The organism is Lentzea kentuckyensis (genome assembly GCF_002150765.1).
Classification (GTDB): Bacteria; Actinomycetota; Actinomycetes; order Mycobacteriales; family Pseudonocardiaceae; genus Lentzea; species Lentzea kentuckyensis.
The window spans coordinates 322-25,049 of the sequence record NZ_MUYM01000045.1; the positions used below are offsets into that span (position 1 = coordinate 322).

The following is a 24,728-nucleotide window of genomic DNA, read 5'->3' on the forward strand; positions in this document are numbered from 1 at the left end:
CGCCGCCGCGGCGGCGAACATCCCAGGTGTCAAGACGATCGTGCCGATCGCGGCGATCTCCAGCTGGTACGAGTACGCCCGTGACCAGGGCATCGGGTACAAGGGCTGGGAAACCAACTATCCGACCGTCCTCGCGAACTACGTCGTCAGCGCGGCGCAGAAGGCGAAGTGCAAGCCGGTCTTCGACAAGCTGTCCGCCGACGACGGCGACGAGACCTACGACTACACGTCGTTCTGGAAGGCCCGCGACTACCGGGTGGGCGCACGGGACGTGTCCGCCTCGGTGTTCGTCGTGCACGGCCAGTCGGACTGGAACGTCAAGCCGTCGCAGTTCGGCCGGTGGTGGAAGGAACTCGCCGACCGGAACGTGCCGCGCAAGATCTGGCTGCACCGCGGCGGGCACCTCGACCCGATCTCGTTCCGCCAGGCCGAGTGGCAGCGCGTCATGGGGTTGTGGATGGACCACTGGCTCAAGGGCGCCGACAACGGGATCATGAACGAGCCCATGGCCGACGTCCAGAAGCCCGACGGCAGCTGGGAACAGGCCGCCGCCTGGCCACGTCCGGACACCCAGGACACGACGCTGTACTTCGGCCCGGCGGCCGGTGGCATGTCGGGATCGCTGACCACCACGCCGGCCAGCAGCGGGACACAACGCCTGGGGGACAACGCGAACCTCAGCGAGTCCATCATGATGGCCAACCCGGAGACCGCCGACCCGCGCCGGCTCGTCTACGTGACGGCACCGCTCACCAAGGACGCCCGGCTGTCCGGTGAGGTGCGCGTGACCGCCCAGATCGCGTCCAACCGGCCGTCGACGCCGCTCACGGCGTTGCTGGTGGACTACGGTCCGAGCACCCAGGCCGTGCTCACCGATCGCAGCCCGATCCAGCTCTCCACCGAGACGTGCGGGAAGACGGATCTGCGCAACCGCACCGGCTGCGCCCGGCCGCCGGACGTCTCCGTGCAGGCGGTGACCGCGACCATGCTGACCAAGGGCGCCATCGACGCCAAGAACCGGCTGTCGCTGGAGTCGCCGACGCCGTTGCCCACCGACGGGACCGCCGACGTCACCTGGAAGTTGCACCCCAGGGACGCGCTGATCCCCGCCGGGCACCGCATCGGCATCGTGATCGTCACCAACCACAACGGCTACATCAGCAAGGACACCGGAGCGAGCGGCATCGCGCTGAACCTCTCGCTAGGCGTGAGCAAAGTGGTCCTCCCAATCGTCGGGGGCGCGCTAAACCCCTGACAAGAGCCATGAACGGCGCTTTCGTGGACTCCAGGTCCACAAAAGCGCCGTTCATGGCCATGCCTGGGCATGCGGGGCTAGGGTGGCGCGATGGGGTTGGGGGAAGTGGTCGCGGTCATACCTAGTCCGACGCAAGGGGTCTGGCATTTGGGGCCGGTGCCCATTCGGGCTTACGCCTTCTGCATCATCGCCGGCGTCGTCGTCGCGGTGTGGCTCACCGAACGCCGGTGGGTGCGGCGCGGCGGCAGACCCGGTGTCATCAACCAGATCGCGACGTGGGCGGTGCCGTTCGGGATCGTCGGCGCCCGGCTCTACCACGTGGCCACGTCCTGGCAGCCGTACTTCGGCCCGGACGGCGACCCGATCCGGGCCCTGTACATCTGGGAAGGCGGCATGGGTGTCTGGGGCGCGATCGCGTTCGGCGCCCTCGGCGGCTGGATCGGCGCGCGCCGGGCCGGGGTGAGCCTGCCGCCGCTGGCCGACGCCGCCGCGCCGGGAATCGCGCTGGCACAGGGGATCGGGCGGCTGGGGAACTGGTTCAACAACGAGGTGTACGGCGGCCCCACCGACCTGCCGTGGGCGCTGCGGATCCACGAGTGGGACCAGACGGCGGGCCGGGCCGTCGTCGGTTCGGACGGACTGCCGGTCGTACTGGGCACGTTCCATCCCGCGTTCCTCTACGAACTGCTGTGGGACTTCGCGGTGGCGGCCGTGGTGATCTGGGCGGACCGCCGGTTCCGGCTCGGGCACGGCCGGGCGTTCGGGCTGTACGTCGTGCTCTACACGGCGGGCCGGCTGTGGATCGAGGCGCTGCGGGTGGACCCGGCGAACACCGTGCTGGGCCTGCGCCTGAACATCTGGACGTCGTTGCTGGTGGGGCTGGGTGCCGCCGCGCTCACCCTGTGGTCGGCACGGCGGCATCCCGGCCGGGAGGACCTCAGCTCAGCTTCGGCGCCGAGTTGTACGCCTCCGCCAGCAGACGCGGCGTCCGGACGGAACGCTGCGGATTGATCGTGACCGTCCGGCTTTCGCCTGGCAGCAACCAGAAGTAGTTGTCGCTGTACAGGGTCGGCAGGACGCGATCGGTGCCGTTGCGCTCGCGCAGCGACAGCCGGACCATCGCGGCCACCGTCTTTCCGGTGTTGCGGATGACCGCGGTGTACCCGTTCTTCGTGGCGCTCAACGTGGTCGCGAGCTGGGTGTACGCCAGTTGGTTGAGGGCACGCATCGACGTGTCCGTCCGGTAACGCCAGTAGGTGTTCTCGGAGATGACCGCGCCCATGTCGTCCGTCAGCGTGAGCCGCATCAGGTGGAACGCGGGCAGTGCGTCGTCGAACGGCATGGTGAACACGTTCTTCGCCGTGGTCGCGCCGACGTCGAGCTTCTGCTGCTGTGCCTGACCGATCGGCTTGCCGTCGAGGCTGTGCAGCTGGGCCTTGACGGTGACGCCGGTGAGGGCGGAAGCGGTGTGGTTGACGGCGGTGACCTGCCAGCTGGTGGGGTTCGCCTGCACGTGCCGCTGCTCGCAACCCTTGCGGGAGCCGTAGAAGCTGCCGTTCACCTCCAGGTCGTAGTCGTAGGTCTGCCACACCGTGCTGTGCCAGGCGGGGTGCGACATCCACAGCAGCACGCCGCTGGCGTCGTTCCACAGCCTGGAGTTCCACGCCTCGAAGATCGCGCGCATGTTCTCGTAGTTGACGAACTGCGCCTTGCGGCAGAACTCCTCCAGGCTGCTCGACGGCGAGAGGCGCGCGTCGATCGCGGCCTGGTAACCGCCCGGCTGCTGGTTGCTGTTCTCCGACCAGTCGTGCAGGTACCAGGCGTCCCCGATCGGCCAGCCGGGGTTTCCCCGGCCGACGAGGTTGCGCATGCTCTCCACCACGGACACCGTCGGCAGGCCGATCTCGCTCCAGAACCCGAACTTGCCGCCTGTGGCCTCACCGGTGGCGTACGTGCGCGGGTCCACCCACCGGTAGGTGCCGTCGCCGGTGATCACGCCGCCCGCCGAGTTGGGCTGGTACATCAGGTCCGTGTTGCTGTGCACGATCTCCCGCAGCACCTTGTCCACAGAGGACGGCGGGCTGCCTTCGTTGCAGCCGAACCACACCGCGGCGCAGGCGTGCGAACGGTAGCGCAGCACGGTGTCCTTGGCCTGGGCGAAGAACGTGTCGTGGTTGGCCGGGTCGGCGGACCAGCCGAGCCAGAACTCGTTCCACAGCAGGATGCCGTACTTGTCGCAGGCCTCGAACAGCTCCTCGCGGTAGGACGAACCGACCCAGTTGCGGATCATGGTGAAGTTCATGTCCTTGTGCAGCGCGACCGCGGCGTCCGCGCGCGAGGCAGGCATCCGGCGCAGCAGCTCGTCCCAGCCCCAGCTACCGCCGCGGCAGAAGATCTTGACACCGTTGACGAGGATGATCAGCGGTTTGGGTGAGTTGTCCTTGTCGGCGACGTCGGTCCAGGTCTGGCCGTCCTGCGACACCTGGATCTTGTAGGTGGCCGCGTAGGCGGTCTCCCAGCGCAGCACGACCCGGTCGAACGAGGTCGTGGCGCCGAGATCGACCTGCACGTACTCGTTGTCCGCGTAGTTCGAGGTCCACCGGGACTTCGGGTCTCCGTCGGTGACGGCGCCGGGTGAGGTCCAGTCGGCACTCGACGACGCCGTCGCGGTTTTACCCAGCGCCAGATCGTTGTCCGGCGCCTTGCTGTCCACAACGGACAGGGTGAACAGCGAGAAACCCCAGCTGGTGGCGCGCTTCCCGCCCTGCATCCGGACGTAGCGGGCCCGCTGGGCGGGGAAGTCGACGGTCTGCTCGGCGGCGCCGTCGACGATCGTGATCGGCAGGTCGTACCGGTAGGTGATCTGCCGGAGGCCGAACTTCAGCGTCTTCCGGTCGCTCACCGCGTTGCCCTTGGCCACAGTCAGGGTCAGGTCGTGCAGCGTCGGATCGCCGTACCCGTTGGGCCACCACAGCTTCGGGTTCCTGATCCGCAGCTGCGCGAACTCCGACGGCGCGAACACCACCGCGGACTCGGCGTTCGCGGGCACCGTGACCGACTTGCTGACCTTGATCCCGTCGAAGGCGGCGGTCACGGTGACGGTCTGCGCGCCGGCTTCGACGTTGCGCACCGGCACCGTGAAGGTGACCTCGGCGGTCGAGGAGTCCGGCAGCACGGTGTCGATGCGCGGGTCGCCGATCACCACGGCACCGGTCGAGCGCAGCCGGACGTGGTTCCAGATGCCCGAGGCGCGGTCGCGCACGGCGGGCATCCAGTCCCAGCCGGACACCGCGAGGTAGGTGGGGGAGTTCTTGAACATCGTGCTGTTCGCGCCGACCCACGCCTCACCGCGCGGTCCCTTGTCGCCGGGGCTGCCGGGAAACGGCATCGGCGCGATCCGCACGGCCAGGTTCTGCTCACCGCTCTCGAGGAGCTTGGTGGTGATGTCCAGCGCGGCCCGGCCGAACGGGTTGGTCATGTCGCCGATCCTGGCTCCGTTGAGCCAGATCTCGGCCGCGTGGTTGATGCCGTCGAACTCCAGCCAGACGTGCCGACCGGCGCCGGCGTCCAGCCCGCTCGGCAGGCCGAACGTCCGCCGGTACCACCAGACGTGCCGCGAGAGCGCCTCCGGCACCTTCATGTTGTTCATGCCGTACACCGGGTCTGGCAGGTGTTTCTGCTCGACCAGCGACCCGAGCACCGTGCCGGGCACGGTCGCGGGCACCCAGCCGCGGGTGTCGACACCGGGTCCGGAGAGGGCGGCACCGTCCTGGGTGGGCGCGAAGTCCTCCATGGTCAGCACCCAGCCCGACTCGAGCGGCACGGACCCGTCGGCGGCCACGGTCAGCGCGGGGTTGTCGTGGTTCTGGACCGGCCAGTTGGTCCAGCCCCGCACCGCGGGCCGGTTGTCCCTGGTCGTGCCGTAGACCTGGAACCCGTTGAGCCCCAGCGGGTTGGTCGTCGATCTGCGCGAGGCGGAGAACCGGACCCAGCGCGCCTTGACGGCGGGGGCGAACGGGATGGTCACGACCGCTCCGGTACCGGAGTCGGAGGTGTGGACCGTGTGCCAGGTCCTGCCGTCGTCGGAGACGTCCAGGTCGAAGACCACCGCGAAACTGGAGAGGATCTCGGCGCCGATGGTCTCGGCCCGGGACGCGTTCGCGTCGAACGCCGGGTCGCCGGGCTTGGCCTCGAAGGTCAGGACCACCGAGCTGATCTCGCACCGGCCCTGCAGGTCGACGATCATCCACTGGGCGTCGCCCTGACCGGCCCGCCAGCCGGATCCCCGCACCCCGACCTGCGCCAGACCGTCCACGGCGAACTCCGCCGGGGTGGCCGCGTAGTCCGTCGACGACACCGACACCGGACGGAACAACGCCAGATCCACGGGCTGCCTCGTTTCTCCGATCGGGGCCGCCGCGGCGGAGGTGGGCAGCAGGGTGATCACACCGAAACCGGCGAGCAGCCCGCCTCCCAGGGACAGCGCCTGACGCCGCGAGATACCGGGGTCGAAGTCCTGCGCCATTGCGAGCTCCGATCGTCTTTCTGACAACGTTGCCAGGAAGCTTCGGTCTGGTTCGTCGGCTGGTCAACAAGACAGACAGGACAGGATTTTTCGTGGGCGACATCGATGTCATCGAGACCGTCGTTTTCCAGGCGTTCTGGTGGTGTACCGGGACAAACGCCGAAAAAGACCGGTCCGGGAAAACAGGGCCGAACGAGCCTCGTGCCATGATCGATCTCATGACATCGGTGAAGCCGAGCGACTACGACAGCGTCGCTGCGGCGTACGCGGCGGACAACGAGAAGAACCTGTACAACGCGTACTACGAACGACCGGCGGCCCTCGCTCTCGCCGGGGATGTGGCCGGACGGCGGATCCTCGACGCGGGCTGCGGCGCCGGCCCGCTGTTCGCCGCGCTGCGTGACCAGGGCGCGGTCGTGAGCGGCATCGACGCGAGCGCGGGGATGCTGGAACAGGCACGGGTGCGGCTCGGCGCCGACGCGGACCTGCGGCTGGTCGACCTGGCCGACCCGCTGCCGTTCCCCGACGACGAGTTCGACGACGTCATCGCGTCGCTGGTGCTGCACTACCTGGAGGACTGGGGGCCGACGCTCGCGGAGATGCGGCGCGTCCTGCGGCCCGGCGGGCGGCTGATCGCGTCGGTCAACCACCCCACCGCGGACCTCTGCATCGCGCTTCTGGCGGGGCACCGGCCCGACTACTTCGAGACCTGCGCCGCGCCCGCGGAATGGCCGGTGGGCGACCAGACGGTCAAGGTGACTTTCTGGAACCGGCCGCTGCACGCGATGACCGACGCCTTCGTCGCGGCCGGGTTCCGGATCTCGCGGATCAGCGAGCCCAGGCCCGTGCCGGAAGCGCGTGAGCTGTTCCCCGCCGACTACGACCTGATGGTGAAGGGGCCGAGCTTCCTGTTCTTCGTCCTCGAGGCCGACTGACTGGTTGCGCTCCGCGCGTGAAGCGACTCCTTGTGGTAGCCGTGTGTCTGTTAGCGGCTGCGTGTGGCACCTCAAGATGCGCGCCGACATCGACCCGGACACTCTGCGAGGCGCAGCGCCGAAGGACCTGGTGGGACGGCGTTGTTCGACCTCACCGACGCCACGCTGGACACCCTCTCGAAGCGGGAGAAGGTGACCCCGGACCAGCTGATCGAGCAGCAGCTGGTCGCGGAACACGGACAGGCCAAGACAGTGGAGCTCCGCCAGCCCATCGGCGCCTGACTCACGCGCCGGGCGTGACCAGACCGGTCTCGTAGGCGAGGACGACGGCCTGCGCGCGATCCCGCAGCTCCAGCTTCGCGAAGATCCGCGCCACGTGCGTCTTGACCGTCGCCTCGCTCAGCGTCAGGTCGTCGGCGATCTCGGAGTTCGACCGGCCGTGCCCGACCAGCGTCAGCACCTCCCGTTCCCGCGGGGTCAGCGCCGCGAGATCCCGGTGCACGGCGGGTGTGGGAGGTGCGTCCGCGGCGAACCGTTCCACCAGCCGCCGGGTGATCGACGGCGCGAGCAACGCGTCTCCGGTCTCGATGAGGCGGACGGCGGCGACGAGGTGTTCCGGCGTGACGTCCTTGAGGAGGAACCCGCTGGCGCCCGCGGCGAGTGCCTCGTAGACGTAGCGGTCCAGGTCGAACGTGGTCAGCATGAGCACCCGGCAGTCAGCTTCCGAGCGCACGATCCGGCGGGTGGCTTCCAGGCCGTCCATCGTGGGCATGCGGATGTCCATCAGCACGACATCCGGCTTGAGGTCGCGCACGGCGGCCACCGCCTCGACGCCGTCGGCCGCCTCGCCCACGACCTCGATGCCGCCCGAGGTGAGGATCATGCGGAAGCCGATGCGCACGAACGCCTGGTCGTCGGCGATCACGACGCGGGGCGCGGTCACGGGCGCTCGATCGGGATCTTGGCGCGGACGCGGAACCCGCCACCGAGCCGGCGGCGCGCGTCGAGGTCGCCGCCGAGCACGGCGACGCGTTCGTGCAGGCCGAGCAGGCCGCGCCCGTGTCCGTCCTCAGTGGACGCCGGAGTGCCGGACAGCACGCTGGGGCCGGTGTTGAGCACCTCGACCCGCAGGTAGTTGTCCTGGTACCGCACCATTACCTCCGCCTGCCGGCCGTCGCCGTGTTTCAACGCGTTCGTCAGCGCTTCCTGGACGATCCGGTACGCCGTCAGGTCCACACCGGACGGCAGCGGCCGCGGTTCGCCGGAGATGCGCACCTCCACCGGCAGGCCGGCGAAGCACATGCGGTCGACCAGGGAGCTGAGCCGGCTCAGGCCTGGCTGGGGTGACAGCAGATCGTCGCTGTCGGCGGCCGGGGCGAGCAGGCCGAGCATGTGCCGCAGTTCGGTCATCGTGTCGCGGCCGGCGCTCTCGACCGCCAGCAACGCGTCGGTCGCCTCGCCAGCCCTGGTGTCGAGCACCCGGCGGGCCGCCCCGGCCTGCACGACCATGACGCTCACGTTGTGGCTCACGATGTCGTGCAGCTCGCGCGCGATCCTGGCGCGTTCGGCGTCCACGGCGTTGCGGGCGGCGGTTTCCCGTTCCCGTTCGAGCAGCCATCCTCGTTCTTCCACCGCACGGGTGTACGCACGCCGTGCCGCTGCCAGCCGCGTCGCGAGGAACACCGCGACCAGCCCGGCGACGACGGCCACCACCAGCTCCCACACCCCGTCACTCTCCCAGAGCGGGCCGCGGCCGCGCATCAAACCCCGGATGCAGCCACTACATCCCGAGGATGACGCGACGGGGCAGGTTACCTCCCCGGACTGACGTCGCCACCGGCTCCGCTGAGCAGGATGGCGGTCATGCACAACGGAGACGCAGTCGTCGAGATGACGAACGTGCGCAAGGAGTACAGCGACTCGGTCGCACTGGACGGGGTGTCGCTGACCGTCCGGGCGGGGGAGGCGGTCGCGGTCATGGGGCCGTCCGGCAGCGGCAAGTCGACGCTGTTGAACATGATCGCGGGCCTCGACCGGCCGTCGTCCGGCTCGGTGGTGGTGCACGGCACCGACCTGGGCGTGCTCAGCGAAACGGGCCTGGCCCTGTTCCGGCGGCGCGGCATCGGCATGATCTTTCAGTTCTTCAACCTGCTGGACGACCTGTCGGCGCTGGACAACGTCGCGCTCGCCGCTCAGCTGACCGGCACCTCATCGGGCCAGGCGCGCACACGCGCGGTGGAGCTGTTCGGCGAGCTCGGCATCGCGCACCGCAAGAACGTCTACCCGGCGCAGCTCAGTGGCGGGGAACGGCAGCGCGTCGCGGTCGCGCGGGCGTTGATGAACCGCCCGGCGCTGCTGCTCGCCGACGAACCGACCGGTGCGCTCGACAGCAGGTCCGGCGAGCAGGTGATGGACCTGTTGCTCGACCTCAACCAGATCGGCCAGACGTTGTTGCTGGTCACGCACGACGAACGGCTCGCCACGCGGTGCGCGACGCGGTTGATCGAGGTCGTGGACGGCAAGATCGCGCAGGAGCACAGTCTGGAGCGGGCGTGAACGCCGTCTGGCAGGCGGCCTGGGCGGCGGTCCGGCGCCGGAAGCTGCAGACGATCGTGATCGGTGTCGTGGTGTGCGCCGCGAGCGCGACCCTGGTGATGGCGCTCGGCCTGCTGGAGGCCGCGTCCGCGCCGTTCGACCGTGCGTTCGCCGCCCAGAGCGGTGCGCACCTGTCCGCCGCTTTCGACCCGGCGAAGGTGTCCGAAGCCGATCTCAGGCGGGTCGCGGACTCGGCCGGGCCGTTCCTCCAGGCCACTGTGGACACTTCGAGCAGTGATGTCTTCCTGGGCTCGCTCACCGTTGTGGGACGGTCCGACGCCGGCGGCGCGGTCGATCGTCTCGCGGTGTGGCAGGGCAGGTGGGCCACCAACCCCGGCGAGATCGTCCTGAACCGCGCACCCGGCACCACCGGCCGGACCGGGGTGGGCAGCCGGATCACGCTGCCGGACCGGCCGGCGCTGACCGTCGTGGGATTCGCCTACTCGGTGACCGGGTCCGCCGACGCGTGGGTGACTCCGGGACAGGCGCAGGAACTCCACCCGACCGCGCTGCAGATGCTGTACCGCTTCGCCAAGGCCGACACCGCCGCCGACGTCGCCGCGGGCCAGGCCCAGGTCACCACGGGGCTGCCCGCGGGTGCGTTGCTCGGCACGCTCTCGCATCTGACCGTCAAGGACAAGGCGACGTCCGAGCTCGGCGTGTTCATCCCGTTCCTGATGATCTTCGGGGTGCTCGGGCTCGTCGTGGCGGTCCTCATCGTCGCGAACGTGGTGAGCGGGGCGGTGGTCGCGGGTTTCCGGCACATCGGGATGCTCAAGGCGATCGGCTTCACCCCCAACCAGGTCATGGCCGTGTACCTGGTGATGGTGTCGATCCCGGCGGTCGCGGGCTGCGCGCTCGGCACGGTCGCGGGCAATCTCTTCGCGAAACCGGTCGTGCAGGACGCGGTCGACGGGTTCGGCGTGGACCAGCTGAGTTTCGCGCCGTGGGTGAACGTGGTGGCGGCGTTGGGAATGCCCCTGCTGGTGGCGTCGGCCGCGCTGGTCCCGGCACTGCGGGCGCGCCGGCTGCCGGCCGCACGGGCGATCAGCGCGGGCACCACCGCGCACACCGGGCGGGCTCTGCGGATCCAGCGGTGGCTGAGCGGCACCCGGTTGCCGCGCTCGGTCAGCCTCGGCCTCGGGATGCCGTTCGCGCGGGCGGGACGCAGCGTCCTGACGCTGGCCGCGGTCGTGTTCGGCGTCATGACGGTGACCCTCGCGGTCGGCGTGACCATGTCGATGAACGCCTACAACGAGGCCGTCCGGCCGAACTACACCGACCGCGTCGAACTGCTGGCCGGACCGCCACCGGGACTGCGCATACCAGGCGAGAAGGCACCGGCCGCCCGGCTGAGCGACGCCGACGACGAGTCGATGCTGCGCTCATTGCCCGGTGCGACGGCCTTGCTCGCCATGTCACAACTGAAAACCGAGGTCGCCGGTGGCACGCAGAAGGCCGTGATCCTCTTCTATCGCGGCGACGCCACCGCGCTCGGTCCGCGCGTGCTCACCGGGCACTGGCCGGGGCGCGGTGAGGTCGTCGTCCCGTCGAGGTTCCTGAACCAGCGCGGTCTGTCGGTCGGCGACACCATCACCGTTGCAGCACGAGACAATCGGACGCAGGTGCGGATCGTCGGTGTCGTGCTGACCAACAACGCCGACCAGATCTTCGCCGACTGGTCCACTTTGGACGCCCTGGTGCCGGGTGCCCGCGCCGACTCCTACCAGGTTCGGACGGCACCCGGCACGGATCGTGACACCTTCACCGCCGCGGCACTGGCGCGGGACCCAGGACTGCACGTCCTGCCACCGCGCGACGGCACCTCGTCGACGGCCGTGATCATCATCAGTGCCGCCGTGGTGCTGACGTTGGTACTCGGTGCGGTCGCGGCACTCGGCGTGTTCAACACCGTCGTGCTCAATGCCCGCGAACGGCGTCGTGATCTCGGCATGCTCAAGTCCATCGGCATGACCCCGCGCCAGGTCACCGTGTTGCTGGTGACGTCGATGGGCGCACTGGGGCTGGTCGGCGGGCTGATCGGAGTGCCGTTCGGCATCGCGGTGCACCAGGTCGTCGTGCCGGCCATGGCGCGCGCCGGGCAGGCCGACGCCGTCGACATCCTCATGAACGTCTACCACGCGCCCGCGCTCGCCTTGCTGGCACTCACCGGGCTCGTCATCGCGGTGCTCGGAGCCGTCGTCCCGGCCAGGGGCGCCGCTCGGCTCTCGATCGCCACCGTCCTGCACAACGAATGAACCAGGGGGAACACAAGATGCGTCGACTACTGGCGTTGTCGCTGGTGCTGGCCGGAGTCGCGGCCACATCGCCGCCCGCCACCGCCGAGAGCGGCACGAAGATCAGGAGAACCTCGTACGGCATCCCGCACGTCCTGGCGTCGGACTACCGAAACCTGGGGCTGGGACTCGGCTACGCGTTCGCCGAGGACAACGCGTGCGTGATGGCCGGCATCGTGGTGACGCTGTCGGCGGAGCGCTCGAAGTGGTTCGGTCAGGAGAACCTCGACAGCGATCTCTACTACCAGCGACTCAACGAGTCCAAAGTGGTCGAACGGGAGATCCCCGCCCAGTCGAAGCAGGCGCGGGATCTCGTGCGCGGTTACGCAGAGGGGTTCAACCGCTACCTCAGCCGGACACCGGACGCCTGCGGTGGCGCGAAATGGGTGCGGCCGATCACCGAGCTCGACGTGTGGCGGCGCGCCCACCAGTTCGCCGGCCTCACCGGCAGCGAGGGGTTCCAAAAAGCCATCATCGCAGCCCAGCCACCGGGTTCTCCCGTTGCCGCCACCCAGCTGGTGCAGCGTCCCGAACAGCGGCCGGGCAGCAACGGCGTGGCGCTGGGCAGGACCGCGACCGCGGCCGGAACCGGCATGGTGCTGGGCAACCCGCACTTCTACTGGGGCGACGACATGCGGTTCTACCAGCACCACCTCACGATCCCCGGTGAGCTGAACGTGAGCGGCGCGGGCCTGTTCGGTGTGCCGCTGGTCAACATCGGCCACAACGACAGGCTGGGCTGGACCCACACGGCGTCCGAGGCGGGCACGATGACGCTCTCGAAGCTGACGCTCGTGCCCGGCGACCCCACCAGCTACGTCGTCGACGGCCAGGTCCGTCACATGATCGCCGAACAGGTCACGGCCGGCGGCACCACCAGGACCCTGTACCGCACCCCGGACGGCCCGCTGGTCGAGGACCCGGTCGCGCTGCAGTGGACCGACACCACGGCGTACGTCCTGCGCGACGCGAACCGGGGCAACCTGCGGGTCATCGACCAGTGGCTCGCCATCGCCCGCGCCCGCAGCGTGCCGGACCTGAACGCCGCACTCGTGCGCCACCAGGCACTCCCGTGGGTCAACACGATCGCCGCGGACGCCACCGGCACGACCTACTACAGCGACGTGCAGGTCGTCCCGAACGTCACCGACGAACTGCGGGCGAGGTGCGGCGTCGCCCTGAACATCGGCGTCGTGGTACTCGACGGCAGCCGTGCGTCGTGCGGCTGGAAAGGCAAGCTCAGCGCGAACAGTCTGCCGAGGCTCATCCGCAACGACCACGTCAGCAACATGAACGACAGCCCGTGGCTGGCGAACCCCGCGGCGCCGCTGACCGGCTACCCGTCGATCGTCGGCGACGTCGGCACCGAACGGTCGCCGCGCACCCGCCTGGGGCTGGACATGATCACCGGTGGCGCGCCGTTCACCCTGTCCTCTTTGGAGACCGCGACGTTCGGCAACCGCAACCTCACCGCGGAACAGGGTCTCGCCGCCGTCGTGGCGATGTGCCGGGCCAACCCGACGCTGCCCGCGAGCGACGGCCGTCCGACGGACGTGCGGGCGGCCTGTGCGGCGCTGTCGACGTGGCCAGGAACCGGTGACACCGGCGAAAGCAGCCGAGGCGCCTACTTCTGGCGCACGTTCATCCAGTTCGCCGGCCGGGCCGGTGCGAGCAGGTGGCTGGTGCCGTTCGACCCGGCTGACCCGGCGCACACGCCGCGCGGCCTCAACGCGGGTGATCCCGGTGTCCAGCGGGCCTTCGCCGACGCGGTGAGGGCGTTCGAGGTGGCCGGTCGCGCGGTGGACGTGCGGTTGGACGACGTCCAGCAGTACGAGGGCATTCCGATCCACGGTTGCCGTGGCCCGGAAGGGTGTTTCAACGTCATCACCGTTCCCGGTGCACCACAACCGGTCGGTCCGATCACGCACGGATCGAGCTTCGTCATGGCGGTCGAGCTGACGAAGAACGGCCCGCGGATGAGCTCCCTGCTGATCTACGGCCAGTCCGCTGATCGCTCGTCACCGCACCACACCGACCAGGCGCACCTCTACGCGCAGAAGAAGTGGGTCACCGGCGTGTTCACCGAACGGGAGATCGCCCGCAACCCTGATCTCACGGTGAAAGTGCTCACGGGATGAGCACTACTCGGCCGTGCGTGGTGCGGTGCCAGGCGTCGGTGACGTCGTCCAGCGGCACCACCTCGTGATCGACGACGAGCTCACCGCGCGCCGCATGCCGGGCAACGGCCGAAATGGCCTCCGCCCGCTGCTGCGCGGTGAGCTCGTTGTTGGTGTAGCCCGAGATTCGCAATGACCGGCTGCGCAACGTGGACGAGCTGATCGGACACGTCTCGCCCGCCGAACCGCCCAGGTTCACCCATCGCCCGCCCGGTCGCAGCGCCTGCGCGGCCGCGGCGGCGGGGGCGCCGAAGAGCGGGTCGAGCAGCAGGTCCGCGTCTTTCGCGGCCTCGATGAACTGCACGGCCAAATGATCGGTGTCCAACGAGACCACCGCGTCGGCACCGGCGCGCACGGCTCGGCGGCGGCCGGCTTCCGAACGGGCCGCGGCGACCACGCGTCCGGCGCCGGCCAGGCGAGCGAGCTGGATCGCGGCCTGGCCGACCGCGCCGACGCCGAGCACGATCACGCACTCACCGGGTGCGAGCTCACCGCGCCACGTCAACGCCAGGTGCGCGGCGACGGCGGACAGCCCGAGCGCGGCGATCGCGGCGGGTTCCACGCCGTCCGGGAGGAAGACCAGATCCTCCTTGCGCACCAACGCCTTCGAGGCCATGCTCCCGTCACCCGCGGCCATGCCGGCACTGGTCGGGAACCACACCGTGCGGCCGTCGACCGTCCCGACCCCCTGCACGCCGGGCACGTACGGCGTCGCGGGCACGCCGAAGTACGAGGTTCCCGTGGCGCACAACAGGTCCAATGGGGTGATCGGCGCCGCGAGCACGTCGACGAGCACCTCGTCGGGCTGGGCGACGGGCTCGTCCCGGTGCGCGAGCGACGGCGGCTGACCGGGACGAGCGATCAGTGCGGCGCGCACGGCTGCAGCACGAAGTCGAACCGGGCCTCGACCCACGGCACCGCCGAGGTGCCGCCGCCCGGCGTGGGACCGGGCTCGCGCGGTTCGAACCTGACCACCAGCTCCTGCTTGGTGCCGAACACGACGTCGCTGTCGAGGTACTCGGCGCCCTCCTCGAACAGGTGCGTGATCAGCGGCTCGAAGCCGTCGGCGGTGACCAGGAAGTGGACGTGCGCGGGCCGGAAGTGACTGATCTCGGTCTGCGCGATCAGGTCGCCGACCGGGCCGTCCATCGGAATCGAGTACCCCTTGGGCGTGATCGTGCGGACGCAGTAGGAGCCGTCGGCCTCGGCCCGGTACTTCGCCCTCAGTCTCGCCTCGTCGACGTCGAGCTGGGCTTCGTAGGCACCGTCCGCGTCGGCCTGCCAGACGTCCAGAACCGCGCCGGGCACCGGGGCACCGTCCAGCGACCGCACGGTTCCGGTGAGGTAGAGCGGGGTTCCGGGTACGTCGTCGGACATGTCGCCGCCGAAGCCGAGCTCGGGGGAGCCGTCGATGTGGAACGGACCGAGCACGGTGGCGGGCGTCGCGGCGGGGTCGAACCGGTGGTTCATCTGCACGATCAGCATGCTCAGCCCGAGCACGTCGGAGGCGAGGATGAACTCCTCGCGCTTCTCGTCGCTGATCTGCCCGGTCGCGGTGAGCCACCTGATCGCGGCCATCCACTCTGCCTCGGTGAGCCGGACCTCGCGGGCGAAGTCGTGCAGGTGCCGGACGAGCGCGGTCATGAGCTGCGCGGTGCGCGGGTCCTTCGCGGTCGCCCAGCGCTGCTCCGCGAGTTCGGTGATGTTGTCCTCGGTGACCAGCTGCATGCCTACTCCTCTGGAGGCGCGACGGACCGCGTGTTCGTGTCCACGGAAAGGAAGATGTCGTTGGCGACGGGATGCCGCAACTCCTCGGCGAGCTGCCCGATCAACCCGGCAGTGCGGGCCAGCAGGGCGAAGCCCCGCAACAACTCGAGCGGTAGCCCGAGGTCGGCCAGCGCCGCACCGCACGTCCCGGCGCCGTTGAGCGGCAACGTCTTGCCGAGCACCTGCGGGTGCACCCGGCCGATCGCGGCGAAGAGCTTCAGGTGCGGGCCGGTCACGCCTTCCTCTGCCGCGATCTCGAACAGCCGGGCGGTGCGCGGGTCACCGTTCTTGTGCACGTGGTGACCCAGCCCGGGGATCCGTGCTTTGCCTTGTGCCTGCACGGTTTCCAACGCCAGCGCGTCCCAGCCGGCGTCGTCGGTGGGCAGTTCGGCCCCGCTCACGACCGCGTTCAGGAACCGGCCGGCGTCCTCCGTGACGCCGAGGAACCTCGACCCGCCACCGAGCAGTCCGGCCGCGAGCGCGCCCTGCACGGAGTCGGGGGCGGAGAGGAACGTGAGACGGCTGACGATCGCGGTCGGCGTGAAGCCGTGGTCGGCGAGCGCGGCCAGCACGGCCTCGAACACCCGCGTCTGGCCGGGGCTCGGGCGGCGTTGGGTGGCGAGCCAGAACGCCAGCTCGCCGAACCCGACGTTGCCCATCACGTCCTTGGCGAGGTCGTGGCCCAGCAACGTGATCGTGTCGGGCGTGGACGCCCCGAGCGCGGTCTCGTAGCCCGTCACCGTTCCTCCTTCAGCCACGCGCGCAGTTCGGCGCCGTGCTCGTCCAGCCCCGGCGGTGGCAGCTCGTACACCGCCGGCGTCTCCGAGAACCGGATGGGATGCCGGGTGGTCGGCACGTCCCCGACCACCACGACGGGATCGAGCCCGAACCGTTCGGCCATCGCGAACCCGCCGTCGATCGTGTTGATCGGCCCGCACGGCACCCCTGCCGCCACGAGCAGGTCGAACCACTCGACCGCACCCCGTGTCCTGAGCCTTTCGAGGAGGATCGGCCGCAACTCCTCGCGGTTCTTCGTGCGGTCGGCGTTGCGGGCGAACCGGGGATCGTCCGGGACGTCGTGCAGTCCCAGGACATCGCACAACTTCCGGAACTGGCCGTCGTTCGCCGCCGCGACGATGAGGTCGTTGTCGGCGGTCGGCAGCGGCTCGTAGGGGAAGACGCTGGGATGCGCGTTGCCCATCCGGAAGGGCACGGTGCCGCCCGCGACGTAGGCCGAGCTGTGGTTGACCAGGCCGGTCAGCGCCGACGACAGCAGGTTCACCTCCACGAGCTGCCCCTGGCCGGTGGCGTCCCGGTGTCGCAGTGCCGCGAGAATCCCGATCACCGCGTGGTTGCCCGCCATGACGTCGAACACCGAGATGCCCGCGCGGTACGGCGGCCCGTCCGGATCGCCGGTGAGGCTCATCAGACCGGAGATCGCCTGCACCATCAGGTCGTAGCCGGGTACGTGCCTTCCTTCGCCGGAACCGAATCCGGTGATCGACGCGTAGATCACCTTCTGGTTCTCGGCACTGACGCTCGGGTAGTCGAGGCCGTACTTGGCCAGGCCGCCCGGTTTGAAGTTCTCGATCACGACGTCCGCGCGTCTTGCCAGCTCCCGGCCCAGCTCGGCGTCGGTCTCGTCGCGCAGGTCCAGTGCGATGGACCGCTTGCCGCGGTTGATCCCGAGGTAGTAGGTCGAGACGTCGTCCCGCACGGGTGGCATCCACGTGCGGGTCTCGTCCCCTTGCGGCCCTTCGACCTTCACGACCGACGCACCCATGTCGGCCAGCAGCATGGTCGCGTACGGGCCCGCGAGGACACGGGAGAAGTCGGCGACGAGCAGGCCTTCCAGTGGGCCCATCAGACGGACGTCCGGGTGTCGCCGCGGTATTCGGTGTAGGTGTAGGGGTTGTCCAGCACCTTCGATTCGGGGATGTCCGGGTTCATGCCCTTCTCCCACGCCTCCTCGCCGAGCTGTTCGCGGAGGTGCTCGACCGTCTGCTCGACCAGCGAACGGATCTTCGGCAGGTCGACGCCGACGAGCTTGTGGTCGCGTTTGACGATCCGGCCGTCGACGATCACCGTGTCCACATCGGACCGTTGCGCCTGGAACGCGATGTGCCCGTACGGGTTGAGGATCGGGAACATGGCGGGCGAGTTATCGTTGCGCAGCAGGACGAGGTCGGCCTTCTTGCCGACCTCGATGCTGCCGATGTCATCGCGCTTGAGCGCGCGTGCGCCACCCGTCGTCGCCCATTCGACGACGTGCTCCGCCCTCAGTGACGAGTGCGTGACGGTGTCGTTCTTGGCGTGCGCGGCCATGTGTTCGCGCGCCCGATCAGCGCCCAGCGTCGACCGCATCGCGGAGAACAGGTCGCCGCTCCACCACACCGAGGTGTCCATCGACAGCGACACCGGGATGCCGTGGTCGCGGATCGCCCAGGTGGGCGGGTAGCCCTGGCCCGCGCTCTGCTCGCTCTCGGTCGACACGGAGATCGACCCGCCGGTGGCCGCGATCCGGTGGTAGGAGTCGGCGGACAGCGTCGCGGCGTGCACGTAGATGGACTGCTCGGTCATGAACCCGTTGTCGTACATGAGCCGGATGCCGTCGTCGTTCGTCGCGCCCCACACGCCCGCGTGGGTGGTGACGGGGACGCCGAGTTCTCTCGCGACCTCGAACGCGGCCTTCTCCGGGAACTCGGGATCGCCGGTGACGTCGAACGCGAGCTGGAAGCCCAGCATGTCGTCGCCGGTGATGCGGCGTGTCACGAAGTCGCGGAACTCGGGCTTCGCGGTCCAGGACGCGGGGCTGTCCTGGATGTTGCCGTACGCCAGCACGAACCGGCCGGGCACCGAGCGGAGCGCGTCGACCGCGGCGTCGGCGTGGTCGGGCGTCTGCAGCCCGTGCGACCAGTCCACCGTCGTGGTGACACCGGCGTCGAGCGCCTCGGCGGCCCCGAGCAGGTTGCCGGCGTGGATGTCCTCCGGCCGGAAGACCTTGCCCCACTCCAGGTAGTACCAGACGAAGTACTGCGTGAGCGTCCAGTCGGCGCCGTAGCCGCGCATCGCCGTCTGCCACATGTGCCGGTGCGTGTCGATCATGCCCGGCATGACGATGCCGTTCTTCGCGTCGATCTCCTCGGTGCCCGCGGGCACGACCAGCTGCGGCCCGATCTCGGCGATCTTGTCGTCGACGACCAGCACGTCGTGGTCGGTGAGCACCCTTCGCTGCCCGTCCATCGTCAGAACGGTGCCGTTTCGCAGCACCACGGAACGTCGTTCGCCGACCATCGGGGGCCTCCTCGACCGGCATGCGGACAAGTGTCCGTTGAATCGTCAACCTTCGCCGGGCGCGCGTCAACCCCGTGAGGGCCCCTGCTCAGGCAACGACGATGTGCGGCACCGTGTCGAGCCGCGCGAAGTCGGCGCTGATGTCGCCCGCGGTCTGCAACAACAGCGGCAGGTGGTGGTCGAGCATGAACTCGAGGGACGTCTCGGCGGCGTGGCAGTTGACGTTGAGCCCGGCCACGACCGTGCCGTTGCCGTCTCTGAGCGGTGCCGCGATCGACCGGATCCCCGGCGCGAGCTGTTCGTCGGTCATCGCCCACCCGCGCGCCCGCACGTCCCGCAGCTCCGCGTCCCGCTCGGCCCGGTCCGGCTGCCACCTCGGGGTGAGCCCGGAACGGGTCGGCTGTGCCAGGACGTCGTCGAGTTCGGCCGGCGTGAGGGCGGCGAGCTGCACCTTGCCCAGCGAGGTCTGCAGCGCCGGGAACTTCGTGCCGATCTGCACGGACAGCGTGACGATCTTCGGCACCGCCACCCGTGCCACGTAGACGATGTCCGACCCGTCGAGCTGCGCGATCGAGCAGGACTCGTTGGTGCGCTCGACCAGCCGTTCCATGTGCGGCCGCGCGACCTCCCACAACCCGGTCGACCTGATGTACGCGACGCCCAGCTCGAGCACCTTCGGGGTGAGCGCGAACCCGCTCTCGCCCTGCCGCACGTACCCCAGCTCGGCCAGGGTGAGCAGGATGCGGCGCGCGGTCGGCCGGGCGAGCCCGGTGGCCGCGGCGACCTCGCTGAGCGGCATCACCGGGCGCCGGGGCTGGAACGCGCGGATCACGTCCAGCCCGCGGGCGAGCGCCTCGATGAAGTCGGGGCCGGTGTCAGGGCGCGCAGGCATGTGGTAACGGTAGCGGACACTTGTCCGTTCAGTTCGTCAATGCCCGTACGAGCGCGACCCGTCGCGTGAGAACGTGTAGCGGTGACGCGGTTGACGTACCGGGACGCGGTCAAGATCCTTGGCGCCGGCCAGAGCCAGCTGGTGTCGGCCCTGGACAGGGCGTTCGGCGGGCTCCTGCTGGGCGCCACGTCGCCCGCGCCGGTCTTCGGGGGGAGCGAGCTGGTCATGCTGTCCCACGAGCTGGTGGCCAGGGGCATCGACCCAGGCGAGGGCCGGGGCCAGTTCGATCGGATCCAGCGGCTGTACGCGGCGCGCGGCGTGTTGATGGTCGCCGCTTACTTCGAGGCCCTCGAATACGCCGACCTCCCGATCCGGCTGGGGGTGGACGTGGCGACTTCTGTGCTGGAGACAGATTTGCCGCTGCTCGGCGTGCACGCGACCAGCGGCCGCACCCAGGCGCAGCTCGGTAACTTCTATCTGCGGCTGAACGAGAGCTTCAAGAAGTTCCTCGAAGACTTGAGCGATGACACCAAGCGGGTGCAGGCCGCTGGAGCGCTGGAACGCGGTGTACTGGTGGCCTTGCGGTTGTTCGAATCGTCGATTCACCGGCTCGGTGACGAGTACCCGGAGTTCGCGATCTGGTTGGCTCTGTCAGGCCAGCGGACAATTGGTGACGCCGTGCGCGAGTTGCTTGAGCGGGCGGAGCCGGTGGAGTCGGTTTCGCCGGTACTGCAGGGCATAGTTCGGTTCAACCGGTCGGCTCTGTCCAGGCCGTTGCTCTCGGCGGAGGAACTGCCCGACGGGCTGGCGACGCCCGAGGTCGGCCGCGCGTACATCGACCCCTACTTCCGCCTGGTCGAGGTCACCGCCCAGGCCGCGATCAACGACGAGGACTTCTGGGCCCGGATCGACGTTCGCAAGGACTTCAACGAGTTCCTGCTCGGACACCTCTCGACGCCGTGGGCGTGGACCAGCCCGTTGGTGGTCCTCGGACATCCCGGTGCGGGCAAGTCCCTGCTCACCGAGGTGGTCGCGGCACGGCTGCCATCGCCGGACTTCGTGTCGGTCCGCGTGCCGTTGCGGGACGTCCCCGCGGAGGCCGACATCCACGAGCAGATCGAGCACGCGATCCGGCTGTCCACCCACGAAACCGTGTCATGGCCCGACTTCGCTCGCGCCGCCGGCGACTCGCTGCTGGTGGTCCTGCTCGACGGTTTCGACGAGCTGCTTCAGGCCACCGGTGTCAGCAGGTCCGACTACCTGGTGCGGGTCAAGAAGTTCCAGCAGGTCGAGGAGACCCAGGGGCGGCACGTCGCGGTGATCGTGACGAGCCGAGTCACGGTGGCCGATCGGATGCAGATCCCCACGGATGTGATCGCCGCGCGACTTGAACCGTTCGAGGTCGGCCAGGTCGAGGAATGGCTGGAGGAGTGGTACGAGACCAACGGGTCCTACCTGCGGGCGTTGGGGCGCGGCTGGTTCGACCTCGAGGTCATCGAGAACTACCTGGACCTGGCCCGGCAGCCGCTCCTCCTGCTCATGCTGGCGATCTACGACGCCGAGAGCGGCGCGCTGCTGTCGGACAAGCGCAAGCTGAGTCAGTCGGAGTTGTACGAGCGGTTGGTGCGCCGGTTCGCCCACCGCGAAGTGTCCAAAACGGACAGTCAGGCCGCCGATGACGATCCCGGTGTCGAGAGGGAGCTGCTGATCCTGTCGGTCGTCGCTTTCGGCATGTTCAACAGGTCCGCCCAGTGGGTCACCGACGCCAAGGTGGCTGAGGACCTCACCGCGCTGGGCATCACCCGGCCCGCGGGGCAGGGCGTCACGGCGGCGCACCAACGGCTGGCCGGTGAGGCCAAGGACGCGCTCGGACGCTTCTTCTACATCCACCGCGCCAGGACCATGCTCGAAGGCGAAGTCCTGGGGACGTACGAGTTCCTGCACGCCACCTTCGGCGAGTTCTTCGTCGCGCGGCTGACCTGGCGCTGTCTGATGGAGCTGGTGGAGCAGGCTCGTGCGGAGAAGGCGCGCATGTTCTCCGGTCATCAGCGCCTGGACGACACCCAACTGCGGACGTTCCTGTCGTGGGCCCTTCTCTCCACGCGCACGACCACGCTCGACTTCCTGGAAGAGCTGGCGACTCACGCGCCCGAATCGGAGCTGCAGGACATCCACGAGGTGTTGCTGACCGCCTTCCGGAACGTGCACCAGCCAGACGTCAACTCGGTGCACCAGACCTATCGCCCGCTGGAGAGGACTCAGACCGCACGGATCGCCACTTACAGTGCCAACCTGCTGCTGCTCGCCATGGCGGTCGCCGACGTAGTGTCCTCGGCCGAGCTCTTCCCGGACACGGCGGATCACGTATCCGAGTGGACCCGTTCGGTGCACCTGTGGATGTCCCAGCTGAGGCCGGGTGAGTGGAACGGTGTGACCGGGCTGTTGAGAGCCGACCGGGATCGTGATCCGGATGGGAACGAGTCCGTGAAGCTGAGCTGGCGCAGGACGGCGTCCGTCAGGCGCGCGGAGCCCATGTGGGCGCGGGATCCGAAGATGTCGGGAGTCGTGACGGACTACGAGTTCACCACCCACTTCTTCCGGTCCGCCGAACTCCTGTGCGAGTGGGAGACGGACGTGGTGGTGACCGCGCTCAGAGGAGCGGGCACGTTGTTCACCAGGCTGATTCCGTACTACATGCATCGTGACGACCAGCTCCGATCCGTCGCGGCTGATCTGCTTCACGCGTCGTTGTTCCACGCCCACCAGACCGAACTGGAACTGCGGATGGTGGTGTACGACCGGCTCCTCGACTTCGTCGAGGGGCCGTACCTCGACCTCAAGAGCTTCATGGCCGCCGAGCTCAAGTTGTACCTGCTCCAGCTGCTGGTGAACGACGAGCTGGTATCGGCGGAGTACGTCGTCGACAGAGTCACGAGATTGCGGACCGTGATGGATCCGCATGGGCCGGAGACCCTCACCCTTTTTCTGCGGCTCTTGGACAAGTCGGACGAACTCGCGTGGTTCATGGACGTCGTGGAGAGGTTGCTCGCTCGCGAAGCGGTCAGCGTTGAACAGGTGGCGGAGATCTGGTGTGCGTTGGCGGACAAGGGGATCGCGAGTTCGGAGTATCCGGAGGCGCTTCTCGACGAAGCCCACCGCCTCCGCTGGCCAGAGCGCGAGGAGCTGCTCGCGCACCGGCCGGATCTGCTGACGCGGTTGTCGAAGCTGGAGGACGACGAACTGCTCTGAGCGTCGTGGAGCACCGCCGTGACCGTGATGTCGACGTACCGGCCGATCATGATTCGCGGTGCCCGGATACCCAGCGCCCTGTTTTTTCCGGGCGAAAGGCACGTAGGTACGTCCAGGGCGTACATACGTGCCTTTCGCCCGGAGTCGTCAGGGCCCCCGCGGGGTTGCGGTCAAGACTTCCGGCCAGTTGCTTAGCGCGTGTCGCCGAACTGGCCGTGCCGCCCGGCTCCCGCCGCGAACCGGGCGGCCCCGTCCGCGCCTTCCCGCGCCACGATCGGCACCCCGGCCGCCCCTTCCGCCCGCAGCGCCTCCTCCAGCGGCAGATCGAGACCGGCGTAGGTGGCGGCACGATCCGCGAGCACGCACTCGAACGGGAACGCGGCGATCTGCGACGCGAGCTCGATCGCGGCGGCCACCGCCTGGCCGGGTTCGACGACGCGGTTGGCCAGGCCCATCGCCAGCGCCTCGTCGGCGGGCACGGCGCGGCCGGTGAGGATCAGGTCCAGGGCGCGGCCCAGGCCGACGATCCGGGGGAGCCGGGCCGTGCCGCCGTCGATCAGCGGCACGCCCCACCGCCGGCAGAACACGCCGAACACCGCGTCGCTCTCGGCCACCCGCAGATCGGCGAGCAGGGCCAGTTCGAGCCCGCCCGCGACGGCGTGGCCGCTCACGGCGGCGATCAGCGGTTTGCTCAGGTGCAGCCGGCTCGGTCCCATCGGGCCGGGGCTGCCGCCGTCGGGATCGAGAACGTTGCGGCGGGAGGGATCGTTGACCGCCGTCAGGTCCGCGCCCGCGCAGAACGTCCCGCCCGCTCCCGCGAGCACCGCCACGCGTTGGGCCGGGTCTGCCTCGAACGCGAGGAACGCGTCGTGCAGCTCCGAGGCCATCCGGCGATCGACCGCGTTGCGCCGGTCCGGGCGGTTCATCCAGATCACCGTGGTGGTGCCCGTGGTCTCCACTCGCACGTCTTCCATCGGCTGAGGTTATCGACGCGTGCGCGTTCGGGGTCGGTGCTGTGTACTGACGTCATGCCGATCGTCTCTCCCGGCTTCACCGGGCGACGCCAGTCACCAGACGTGCAGCTACCGCCGGGCCAGTACCTCACCGAGGACTTCCCGGTGCTCACGGCGGGCCCGACCCCGCGCGTGCCGACGGACCGGTGGGAGTTCACCGTCGGCACCGAGGCCGGCCAGAAGCACACGTGGTCGTGGCAGCAGCTGATCGAGCTGCCGGCCGAGAAGATCACGACGGACATCCACTGCGTCACCAAGTGGTCCAAGCTGCGCACCCGGTGGAAGGGCGTCTCGCTGGACGTCCTGCTGGAGGACGTCGAGACGGCGGCGGACTTCGCGCTGGTCCACTCGTACGGCGGCTACACCACCAACCTGCCGCTGGAGGACCTGCTCGACGGCCAGGCGTGGGTCGCCTACCGCTACGACGACGATGACCTCACGCCCGAGCACGGCGGTCCGGCGCGGTTGCTGGTGCCGCACCTGTACTTCTGGAAGTCGGCGAAGTGGGTTCGCGGGATCCAGTTGCTGCTCGAGGACGAACCCGGTTTCTGGGAAACCGCCGGCTACCACGACTACGGAGACCCATGGCGCGAGCAGCGGTATCAGGGCGACTGACCTGGCGGGTGTCGGAGCTGGTGTCGTCCGGCGAGCTGACGTCGAGTGCGCGCAGGCTCCTGTTCGAGGTGCCCGGCTGGCCAGGTCACCTCCCTGGCCAGCACGTCGACGTGC

General features: G+C 69.3%; 19 protein-coding genes. 9 read left to right on the forward strand and 10 right to left on the reverse strand.

What is annotated here, in order from left to right; all coding sequences use genetic code 11:
* On the forward strand, positions 1-1,255 hold a 1,255-nt coding region (locus tag B0F77_RS21865; RefSeq protein WP_086664825.1), incomplete at its 5' end, for a CocE/NonD family hydrolase C-terminal non-catalytic domain-containing protein.
* Positions 1,256-1,345: 90 nt separating this feature from the next.
* Complete coding sequence (gene lgt / locus B0F77_RS21870; protein ID WP_086664826.1) at positions 1,346-2,266, forward strand: prolipoprotein diacylglyceryl transferase; 921 nt, start codon at positions 1,346-1,348, stop codon at positions 2,264-2,266.
* Here lgt and B0F77_RS21875 read toward each other — a convergent pair.
* Positions 2,193-5,780, reverse strand: a complete 3,588-nt coding sequence (locus tag B0F77_RS21875) for a discoidin domain-containing protein (RefSeq protein WP_086664827.1) — start codon at positions 5,778-5,780, stop codon at positions 2,193-2,195. The genes lgt and B0F77_RS21875 overlap by 74 nt on opposite strands.
* A gap of 206 nt (positions 5,781-5,986) precedes the next feature.
* Between B0F77_RS21875 and B0F77_RS21880 the strand changes: the two genes are divergently transcribed.
* Complete coding sequence (locus B0F77_RS21880; RefSeq protein WP_086664828.1) at positions 5,987-6,715, forward strand: class I SAM-dependent methyltransferase; 729 nt, start codon at positions 5,987-5,989, stop codon at positions 6,713-6,715.
* A 141-nt stretch (positions 6,716-6,856) separates the two neighbouring features.
* Positions 6,857-6,997, forward strand: a complete 141-nt coding sequence (locus tag B0F77_RS48030; RefSeq protein ID WP_158102787.1) for a hypothetical protein — start codon at positions 6,857-6,859, stop codon at positions 6,995-6,997.
* A gap of 1 nt (position 6,998) precedes the next feature.
* On the opposite strand, the gene B0F77_RS21885 is transcribed toward B0F77_RS48030, so the two are convergent.
* Complete coding sequence (locus B0F77_RS21885; RefSeq protein ID WP_086664829.1) at positions 6,999-7,658, reverse strand: response regulator; 660 nt, start codon at positions 7,656-7,658, stop codon at positions 6,999-7,001.
* The gene (locus tag B0F77_RS21890; protein ID WP_086664830.1) at positions 7,655-8,476 is read right to left on the reverse strand and encodes a sensor histidine kinase; all 822 of its coding nucleotides are present in this window, start codon (positions 8,474-8,476) and stop codon (positions 7,655-7,657) included. Before B0F77_RS21890 ends, B0F77_RS21885 begins: the two co-directional genes overlap by 4 nt.
* A 102-nt stretch (positions 8,477-8,578) precedes the next feature.
* Here B0F77_RS21890 and B0F77_RS21895 point away from each other — a divergent pair, with 102 nt between their 5' ends.
* The 3 genes from B0F77_RS21895 to B0F77_RS21905 are packed head-to-tail and all read left to right on the forward strand — an operon-like array spanning position 8,579 to position 13,745.
* Positions 8,579-9,271, forward strand: a complete 693-nt coding sequence (locus B0F77_RS21895; protein ID WP_211293925.1) for an ABC transporter ATP-binding protein — start codon at positions 8,579-8,581, stop codon at positions 9,269-9,271.
* Positions 9,268-11,568: an ABC transporter permease gene (locus B0F77_RS49925; RefSeq protein WP_086664832.1), complete on the forward strand. Its 2,301-nt coding sequence runs from the start codon at positions 9,268-9,270 to the stop codon at positions 11,566-11,568. Before B0F77_RS21895 ends, B0F77_RS49925 begins: the two co-directional genes overlap by 4 nt.
* 17 nt (positions 11,569-11,585) lie before the next feature.
* On the forward strand, positions 11,586-13,745 hold the full coding sequence (locus tag B0F77_RS21905) for a penicillin acylase family protein (RefSeq protein WP_158102788.1): 2,160 nt from the start codon (positions 11,586-11,588) through the stop codon (positions 13,743-13,745).
* On the opposite strand, the gene B0F77_RS21910 is transcribed toward B0F77_RS21905, so the two are convergent.
* From B0F77_RS21910 to B0F77_RS21935, 6 genes are all read right to left on the reverse strand, one after another.
* Positions 13,735-14,661, reverse strand: coding sequence for a quinone oxidoreductase family protein (locus B0F77_RS21910; RefSeq protein ID WP_086664834.1), 927 nt, complete (start codon positions 14,659-14,661; stop codon positions 13,735-13,737). The two genes, B0F77_RS21905 and B0F77_RS21910, sit on opposite strands and share 11 nt — an antisense overlap.
* Positions 14,646-15,512, reverse strand: coding sequence for a dioxygenase family protein (locus tag B0F77_RS21915; RefSeq protein ID WP_086664835.1), 867 nt, complete (start codon positions 15,510-15,512; stop codon positions 14,646-14,648). The genes B0F77_RS21910 and B0F77_RS21915 overlap by 16 nt, the downstream gene beginning before the upstream one ends.
* A 2-nt stretch (positions 15,513-15,514) precedes the next feature.
* A complete protein-coding gene (locus tag B0F77_RS21920; RefSeq protein WP_086664836.1) occupies positions 15,515-16,291 on the reverse strand; it encodes a citryl-CoA lyase in 777 nt (258 codons plus the stop codon).
* Positions 16,288-17,415 (reverse strand): CaiB/BaiF CoA transferase family protein, encoded by a 1,128-nt coding sequence (locus B0F77_RS21925; protein WP_086664837.1) that lies wholly within the window; start codon positions 17,413-17,415, stop codon positions 16,288-16,290. The genes B0F77_RS21920 and B0F77_RS21925 overlap by 4 nt, the downstream gene beginning before the upstream one ends.
* Positions 17,415-18,845 carry an amidohydrolase family protein gene (locus tag B0F77_RS21930; RefSeq protein WP_086664838.1) on the reverse strand — a complete coding sequence of 477 codons (1,431 nt, stop codon included), beginning with the start codon at positions 18,843-18,845 and terminating at the stop codon, positions 17,415-17,417. The genes B0F77_RS21925 and B0F77_RS21930 overlap by 1 nt, the downstream gene beginning before the upstream one ends.
* Before the next feature lie 88 nt (positions 18,846-18,933).
* Positions 18,934-19,737, reverse strand: a complete 804-nt coding sequence (locus B0F77_RS21935) for an IclR family transcriptional regulator domain-containing protein (RefSeq protein ID WP_086664839.1) — start codon at positions 19,735-19,737, stop codon at positions 18,934-18,936.
* An 81-nt stretch (positions 19,738-19,818) separates the two neighbouring features.
* On the opposite strand from B0F77_RS21935, the gene B0F77_RS21940 reads away from it, so the two are divergent.
* On the forward strand, positions 19,819-22,986 hold the full coding sequence (locus tag B0F77_RS21940) for an NACHT domain-containing protein (RefSeq protein WP_086664840.1): 3,168 nt from the start codon (positions 19,819-19,821) through the stop codon (positions 22,984-22,986).
* 191 nt (positions 22,987-23,177) lie between these two features.
* Here the strand turns inward: B0F77_RS21940 and B0F77_RS21945 are convergent, their stop codons facing one another.
* Positions 23,178-23,960: a crotonase/enoyl-CoA hydratase family protein gene (locus tag B0F77_RS21945; protein WP_086664841.1), complete on the reverse strand. Its 783-nt coding sequence runs from the start codon at positions 23,958-23,960 to the stop codon at positions 23,178-23,180.
* Positions 23,961-24,014: 54 nt separating this feature from the next.
* Here B0F77_RS21945 and B0F77_RS21950 point away from each other — a divergent pair, with 54 nt between their 5' ends.
* Positions 24,015-24,614 (forward strand): sulfite oxidase-like oxidoreductase, encoded by a 600-nt coding sequence (locus B0F77_RS21950; protein WP_086664842.1) that lies wholly within the window; start codon positions 24,015-24,017, stop codon positions 24,612-24,614.
* Positions 24,615-24,728: the final 114 nt, after the last annotated feature.

Bases quoted from the DNA above. Each gene is read 5' to 3' on its own strand.
- B0F77_RS21880 (WP_086664828.1), top strand. From the start codon at position 5,987: ATGATCGATCTCATGACATCGGTGAAGCCGAGCGACTACGACAGCGTC.
- B0F77_RS21945 (WP_086664841.1), bottom strand. From the start codon at position 23,960: ATGGAAGACGTGCGAGTGGAGACCACGGGCACCACCACGGTGATCTGG.
- B0F77_RS21890 (WP_086664830.1), bottom strand. From the start codon at position 8,476: ATGCGCGGCCGCGGCCCGCTCTGGGAGAGTGACGGGGTGTGGGAGCTG.
- B0F77_RS21925 (WP_086664837.1), bottom strand. From the start codon at position 17,415: ATGGGCCCACTGGAAGGCCTGCTCGTCGCCGACTTCTCCCGTGTCCTC.
- B0F77_RS21895 (WP_211293925.1), top strand. From the start codon at position 8,579: ATGCACAACGGAGACGCAGTCGTCGAGATGACGAACGTGCGCAAGGAG.
- B0F77_RS21875 (WP_086664827.1), bottom strand. From the start codon at position 5,780: ATGGCGCAGGACTTCGACCCCGGTATCTCGCGGCGTCAGGCGCTGTCC.
- B0F77_RS21915 (WP_086664835.1), bottom strand. From the start codon at position 15,512: ATGCAGCTGGTCACCGAGGACAACATCACCGAACTCGCGGAGCAGCGC.
- B0F77_RS21950 (WP_086664842.1), top strand. From the start codon at position 24,015: ATGCCGATCGTCTCTCCCGGCTTCACCGGGCGACGCCAGTCACCAGAC.
- B0F77_RS21930 (WP_086664838.1), bottom strand. From the start codon at position 18,845: ATGGTCGGCGAACGACGTTCCGTGGTGCTGCGAAACGGCACCGTTCTG.
- lgt (WP_086664826.1), top strand. From the start codon at position 1,346: ATGGGGTTGGGGGAAGTGGTCGCGGTCATACCTAGTCCGACGCAAGGG.
- B0F77_RS21935 (WP_086664839.1), bottom strand. From the start codon at position 19,737: ATGCCTGCGCGCCCTGACACCGGCCCCGACTTCATCGAGGCGCTCGCC.
- B0F77_RS21905 (WP_158102788.1), top strand. From the start codon at position 11,586: ATGCGTCGACTACTGGCGTTGTCGCTGGTGCTGGCCGGAGTCGCGGCC.